At 72.9% G+C, this 6711-nt stretch carries 8 protein-coding genes; all 8 read left to right on the top strand.

Features of this window, described 5'->3' with window-relative positions:
* A partial coding sequence (locus tag CCN51_RS48010; protein ID WP_143676150.1) for a phage tail protein occupies positions 1-264 on the top strand: 264 nt, incomplete at its 5' end.
* Positions 261-452 (top strand): putative phage tail protein, encoded by a 192-nt coding sequence (locus CCN51_RS48005; RefSeq protein ID WP_014173100.1) that lies wholly within the window; start codon positions 261-263, stop codon positions 450-452. The genes CCN51_RS48010 and CCN51_RS48005, both read left to right, overlap by 4 nt.
* Positions 449-1120, top strand: a complete 672-nt coding sequence (locus tag CCN51_RS48000; protein WP_014173099.1) for a CIS tube protein — start codon at positions 449-451, stop codon at positions 1118-1120. The genes CCN51_RS48005 and CCN51_RS48000 overlap by 4 nt, the downstream gene beginning before the upstream one ends.
* A gap of 10 nt (positions 1121-1130) precedes the next feature.
* Positions 1131-2312 carry a phage late control D family protein gene (locus CCN51_RS47995; protein ID WP_014173098.1) on the top strand — a complete coding sequence of 394 codons (1182 nt, stop codon included), beginning with the start codon at positions 1131-1133 and terminating at the stop codon, positions 2310-2312.
* A 2-nt stretch (positions 2313-2314) separates the two neighbouring features.
* On the top strand, positions 2315-3010 hold the full coding sequence (locus tag CCN51_RS47990) for a phage baseplate assembly protein V (RefSeq protein WP_238545255.1): 696 nt from the start codon (positions 2315-2317) through the stop codon (positions 3008-3010).
* On the top strand, positions 3007-3429 hold the full coding sequence (locus tag CCN51_RS47985; RefSeq protein WP_014173096.1) for a GPW/gp25 family protein: 423 nt from the start codon (positions 3007-3009) through the stop codon (positions 3427-3429). The genes CCN51_RS47990 and CCN51_RS47985 overlap by 4 nt, the downstream gene beginning before the upstream one ends.
* Positions 3426-5384, top strand: a complete 1959-nt coding sequence (locus CCN51_RS47980) for a putative baseplate assembly protein (RefSeq protein WP_086861038.1) — start codon at positions 3426-3428, stop codon at positions 5382-5384. Before CCN51_RS47985 ends, CCN51_RS47980 begins: the two co-directional genes overlap by 4 nt.
* A partial coding sequence (locus tag CCN51_RS47975) for a baseplate J/gp47 family protein (protein WP_483883475.1) occupies positions 5381-6711 on the top strand: 1331 nt, incomplete at its 3' end. The genes CCN51_RS47980 and CCN51_RS47975, both read left to right, overlap by 4 nt.

Raw genomic sequence — 6711 nt, 5'->3', positions numbered from 1 at the left:
CTGTGGGCCTGGTACCAGGCCGGGCTCGCCGATTCGCTGGGCGCCCGCCGCGACGGCGCGGTGATCGTGCTCGGCCCGGACGGGGTGCCCGGCGCGGCGTGGGCCTTCCACGGCGGGCTCGCCGCCAAGTGGAGCGGCCCGGACCTGCACGCGGAGCAGAACGCGATCGCCATCGAGTCGCTGGAGATCGCGCACGAGGGGCTGACGAAGGTCCTGCAGGACGCCGCGGCGAACGCCTTGCCGCGCCTGAGTCAAGGGAGGTGACCGGCGTGCCGAAGGTGACCATTCACCAGCTCGAGGTCCGGTTCCAGGTGGACGGCGACGACGGCGCCGTGTTCACCCGCCTGTTCAACAAGCACATCCAGGCATGGGCGAAGTTGTACGAGGACCAGTGCGCGCGCGCCAGGCACACCGAGAGCGAACGGCGCTTCGGGGACGGGGAGGCGTCATGAGCGTCACACCGGTGTCCTTCGCACGTCAGGGCTCCGCCCGGGCCCGCTTGGAGATCGTCCGGCCGGTGATCGCCGATGAGCGGCAGCGGCGGATCCCGCTGCGGTTCAACCCCACCGACTACAAGCTGAGCAAGAGCAACACATTCGCCGAGATCACCATCCCCGGCCTGGAGACACCGCCCCTGCAGTACGTCCGCGGCGGCACGGAGACCCTGACGGTCCAGGCGCTGGTGGACACCTCCGACACCCTGGAGAACGTACGGAAGGCCTACGTCAACGCGGTGCGCAACCTGCTGCGGCCCGACAGCCGCGAACACGCACCGCCGGTCGTCCGGTTCGTCTGGGACGAGGAGGTCTTCACCGGTGTGGTGGAGAAGCTGGACGTGAACTACCAGCTGTTCCGCCCGGACGGGGTGCCGCTGCGGGCCATGCTGGACCTCTCGCTCAAGGAGTTCCGCCCGGCCGCCACGCAGATCGCCGAGACCCCGCGCTCCTCGCCCACGGTGGAGAAGAGCTATGTGGTGCGCCGCGGCGACACGCTCAGCTCCATCTCCGCCGCGCTGTACCGGCGGCCCGACGCCTGGCGGGAGCTGGCGCGGGCCAACGGCATCAGCGATCCACGGGAGCTGCGACCCGGCCGGGTGCTGACCGTGCCCCGGCTGGCGTGAGGAGCGCGCGATGAGCACCCCCACACCCGAGGTCGCCTCGCCCGACCGGTACGCGCCCGAGTTCGATGTGCGCATCGAGGGCCTGGAGATGGACCCGTCCACCAAGAACGACATCATCGACATCAAGGTGAACCGGGACATCGACGAGATGTCCGGCTTCGACCTCACGCTCAACAACTGGGACGACGTGGGCCTGCGGTTCAAGCACAGCGATTCGCCCAGCTTCCGGCTCGGCGGCCGGGTCTCGGTCCGGCTCGGCTACGCCGACCGGCTGCTCACCGTGGCCACCGGGACCATCTCCACGCTCAGCCCGAAGTTCACCGACGCGGCCTCGCCCACCGTCCAGGTCAGCGGGGTGGACGGGCTGCTGCGGCTCAAGGACCGCAAGCCCACCGAGAACGAGACCAAGATCTACCGCAATCTGCCGGACTGGCGCATCGCCGAGCAGATCGCCCAGCGCAACCATCTGCGCATCGAGGTCACCAGGGAGGGCCCCACGCACGACCTGGTGGTGCAGAAGAACCAGGACGACGCGACGTTCCTGCTGGAGCGCGCCAAGCGGCTCGACTTCGACTGCTACATCCTGCCGGACCCGAAGGACGGCGAGGACACGCTGTACTTCATCAAGCCGACCGACGGCCGCGACGGCCGCCCGATCCGGGTGTACCGGCTGGCGTACGCACCGGGGCTGAGCACCGGCCCCACCGACCAGCCCGAGGGGCTGGTCCCCAACCTGATGGAGTTCACCCCGACGCTGACGGTGTCCCAGCAGGTCAGCAAAGTCACCGTACGCGGCTGGGACCCCCGTACCAAAGCGGCGATCGCGTTCACCGCGACCGCCGAGAACCTGCCGGCCGGGCAGAACACGGCAGACGGGCAGAGCGGGCCGCAGGTCGCCGAGTCCACCCTCCAGGGCCGCCAGGAGGTCGTGGTCGACGCGCCGGTCGGCAGCGACCAGGAGGCCCGGGAACTGGCGATCAGCCTGTTGCGCGAGCGTGCCTACGAGTTCATCACCGCGACCGGAAAGGTGGCGGGCCTGCCCGAGCTGCGGCCCGGCGACAACCTGGAGATCTACGGCCTCGGCCGCCGCTTCTCGGGCACGTACTTCGTCAAGCGGGTCGAGCACACCCTCAACACCAGTGGTTTCTTCACCCAGTTCACCGCACGGCGGATCCACCAGGGGGGCCGGTGACCATGAGGGGCACACCACGCGCCCGCTCCACGGACAAGCGCTACTACGGCGTCGTCGAAGCGCTCGTCGTGGAGAACGAGGGCGATGACGAAGGCCAGGTCAAGCTGAAGTTCCCGTGGTTCGACGACACCACGGTCACGGACTGGGTCCGGGTCAGCCAGCTGTACGCCGGGGGCGGCTACGGCTCGGTGTTCGTGCCCGAGAAGGGCGACGAGGTGCTGGTCGCGTTCGTCCACGGGGACATGCGGTACCCGATCGTCCTGGGCGGCCTCTACAACGGCGAGGACAAACCGCCGACCGCCCGCACCGAAGGCCGCGATCAGAAGCTCATCCGGACCCGGCACGGCCACGAAGTGCTGCTGGACGACACCCAGTCCAAGGCCGCCGTGAAGATCACCTCCGCCGCCGGACATGTGGTGGAGCTCGACGACCAGGGCAAGGCGATCCGGATCACCGCGGCCGAGGGCGGCAGCGTCACCGTGACCGCGCAGGGCGAGATCACCCTCAAGGCCCCGAAGGTGACACTCGATTCCCCCTCCATCGACCTCGGCGGCGGCGCCACCGAACCGCTCGTACTCGGCAACGCGCTGCTCCAGGCGTTCAATGCGCACACCCACCCCTCCGCCGCCGGGCCGACCGGCCCGCCGACCCCGCCGCTGACCCCCGCCGTACTGGCCAAGAAGGCGAGGACGGCATGAGCGAGGAGTTCCTGGGGACCGGCTGGCGGTTCCCGATCCTGCCCGACGCGTCCGGGCGGCTCGGGTACGCCGTCGGCGAGGAGAGCATCGAGCACTGTCTGCGGGCGCTGCTGCTCACCGGCGTCGGCGAGCGGGTCATGCGGCCCGACCTGGGCACTCGCGCCCACGAGCTGGTGTTCGCGCCCGGCAGCGTGCAGAACCTGCGCGACCTGGAGCAGTCGATCGCCACCGCGGTCCGTGACCACGAGCCGCGAGTGGAACTGGAAGAGGTACGCGCGGAGGCCGACCCGGCCGACGAGTCGCGGATCACCGTCTCGGTCGTCTACCGCATCCGGCGCAGCAACACCAAGGCCAACCTGGTGTTCCCGTTCTACACCGGCCTCACAGGCCTTACGGGCCTCACCGGGGGCACATCATGACACTGCCCGCGCCGAAGCTCGACGACCTCACCTGGGCCGACATGATGGCGGCCATCCGGCGGCGGATCCCCGCCGAATCGGACGGCACCTGGACGCTGCACGCGCCCGTCGACCCCGGCATCACCCTCCTCGAACTCCTCGCCCACCTCCTCGAACAGCGGCTGTACTGGCTCGACCAGGTGCCGGACGCGCTTGTCGTCGCCGTACTGCGGCTGCTCGGCCTCGAACCGCCGCTCCCCGCCCGCCCCGCCGCCACCGTGCTGCGCGTCGACGCACTGCAGGCGGACACCGCCGTCCCGGTCGTCCCCGCCGGGACGGAGCTGACCCGGGACCCGGCGGGGCAGATTGTCTTCACCCTCGCGGACGACGTGGCCGTCTTCCCGCTCGCCGAGGACGGCGAGGTCACCGTGTGGACCGATCGCGACCGTACGGCGGACCTGCGGGCCCGCCGCGGTGTCGCGCTGCTGGCGGGCGACGGTGCCCCGGCACAGGTCCGGTTCACCCTGCCGCTCACCGGAGCGCACCCCGCGCCCGGCCCGATCTGCCTGCTTGTCGAACTGGACGCGCCCGCCGCGTCCGCGCCGTCATGGCTGCCCGGGGCGGTCGCCGATGTGCCGCCTCCCGCGGAGCTGACCTGGTCCTGGTTCCGGCCGGGCACGGATGTCTCCGGCGCGTTCGAGAAAGTAGAGGACGGCACGGCCGGGCTCAGACGGTCCGGTGTCGTCCGGCTGCACCCCCCGGCCGGCTGGACCACACGGGACACCGGACTCCTGGTGTCGACCCCGGCCGCCACCTACGCGGCACCGCCCCGCCTCCTCCAACTCGCCGTCAACGTCAGTGCCGCACACCACCTCAGGCGCCGCACCGCGCGCGGCAGCGATCTCCAGGAGCAGATCGACGCGTGGCTCAAACTGCCCGGCCAGCATCTGGTCCTCCCGGACGCCGCCGACCGCCTGCTGGAGGCGACCGTGCAACTGGCGGGTCAGCAGTGGCAGCCGGTGCCGGACTTCACCTTCGGCGCACCGGCCGACCGGATCTTCGTACTCGACCGGACCGAGGGCGCGGTGGTCTTCGGCGACGGACTCACCGGGCGCATCCCCCGCCCCGGCCCGGACGCGCAGATCGAGTACGCGACCGGCGGCGGCCGAGGCGGCAACGGCGGTATGACCGGCAACTGGCTGGCGGCCCCGGACCTTCCGGCCCCGCCGGGCGCGGTCTCGGCCGCCAACCTCGTACGGGCCGAAGGCGGCACGGACCCGGAGACGGTCACCGAGGCGCGCCGGCGCGCTGCCGCGTCCCTGGGGGAGGTGACCCGCGCGGTCACCGCCGCCGACTACGTCACCCTGGCCCGTACGACCCCGGGCGTCGCCGTCGCCCGCGCGTACCCGTCCCTCGGCGAACACCCCGGCTTCCCGTGTGCCACGGTGCCCGGCGCGGTGAGCGTCCATATCGTCCCGGCGGCGCCCCGGGACGACCTCGACCGCGAGGACTTCGTCGCCGCGCCGCTCCCCGACCCCGGCATGGTGTGCGCGGTCGCCGCCCGCCTGGCACAGGCGCGGCTGCTCACCTCCGAGGTCATCGTCCGCCCGCCCCGCTATCGCGAAGTGACGCTGCGCGTCGACCTGTCCGGCGACCCGGCCGACCGCAGCCGCGTGTCCACCGTGGTCACCGCGGCGCTGCGCCGCTTCCTCGACCCGCTCGTGGGCGGTGAGGACCAGGACGGCTGGCCGTTCGGACAGCCGCTGCGGCCCTCCGCCCTGCTGCGGGCCGCGCAGCGGGCGCTGGGGGACCTCGGGGACATCGCCGCGGTGGCGATCGGCCTCGACGGGGTGGACTCGGACGGGGCTTTCGAGGCGTGCGACGAGGTGCCGCTCGGGGCCGGGGCGCTTCCCGTCCTGCGGACGGTCCGCACCCGGATCGTGCCCGCCGTCGAACCGGGGGAGGGGCTGGTATGACCGGCGACGTGTGGTGGGAGCGGGACGCTCGGGAACAGGAGAGAGCCGACGGGCGGATCGTGCCCGGCCCCGGACCGACCGGCGGCGGGCCCGAACTGGTCGACGCCACCCGCGAGGCGGTCCGCGCCGAGGTACGCGGCCGGATCGCGGGCTACACCCCGGACTGGACCGACCCCGACCGCCAGGACGCGGGCGTCGCGCTCGTCCGCCTCTTCGGCACCCAGGCCGAACCCGTACTCGGCCGCGTCAACCGGCTGCCGGAGAAGGCGCTGGCCGAACACCTGGCGATCGCGGGCGTGCGACGGCGCCCGGCCGGGGCGGCGGCAGCGCTCCTGGAGTTCACCGTGAACCCGCCGAACGGCTCCTCCGTACTCGTCCCGGCCGGGTTCCAGAGCGCGGCGCAGACCCCGGCGGGGCAGGTCGTCTACGAGACGGACCAGGACCTGTACGCCACCCCGGCCACCCTCGGCGACCTCGCCGTCCAGGAGGCCGGAACGCTGGAGCCGCTGCCGCTGGGTCCGTCCGGGCCCAGCCGTCCCTTCGCGCCCTTCGGCCGGGACCCGGAGCCCGGCAACGGGCTGTGGATCGGGCTCGCCGGACCGGCCGGCCCCTACCCGCGGCTGTCGCTGGGCATCGTGGTCGTGGCCGCGCCCCCCGCGCCCACGGCCTCGGGCGGGGCGCTGCCCCTCCCGCTGCCGCCCGCACCGCTGCTGCGCTGGGACGTGCTGGACGGCACCCGGCTGGTACCCGCCGAGCTGATACGGGACTCCACGGCCGGGCTCAGCGCCAGCGGGACCGTCGAGCTGCGGGTGCCGCGCTCCTGGGAGCCGGGCACCCCGGCCGCCACCCGGCCCCGGCTGCGCTGGCTGCGCGTGCGGATCGCGCACGGCGCGTTCACCGGACCGGCGCCGGTGCTGTCCGGACTGCGGCTGAACGTGGTCGCCGCCACCGCCGCCCGCACCATCCGGGACGAGCCGCTGCAGCCCGTCCAGGACCCCGCGGCGACCGGGCGGCGCCGTATGAAACTCAGTCAGGTGCCCATCCTCGCCGGATCGGTGGTCATCGAGGTCGACGACGACGCGGGCGGCGACGTGTTCGGCACCTCGGCCGCCACCACAGCCGGAACCTCGTCCCGGTGGCGAGAGGTGGAGAGCCTGGCCGGGTACGGCGCCGACGACCGGGTGTTCACGGTGGATTACGACAGCGGCGAAGTGACCTTCGGGGACGGTGTCAACGGCGCGGCCGTCCCACCGGGCTTCCGCAACGTCCGCGCCGTGCGCTACCGCGTGGGCGGCGGCAGCGCCGGCGCCCACGCGGTAGCGCACGG

Source organism: Streptomyces milbemycinicus (genome assembly GCF_002154605.1).
Classification (GTDB): Bacteria; Actinomycetota; Actinomycetes; order Streptomycetales; family Streptomycetaceae; genus Streptomyces; species Streptomyces milbemycinicus.
The sequence above is the reverse complement of the archived record's forward strand: the minus strand, read 5'-3'. Positions and strand labels throughout refer to the sequence as shown.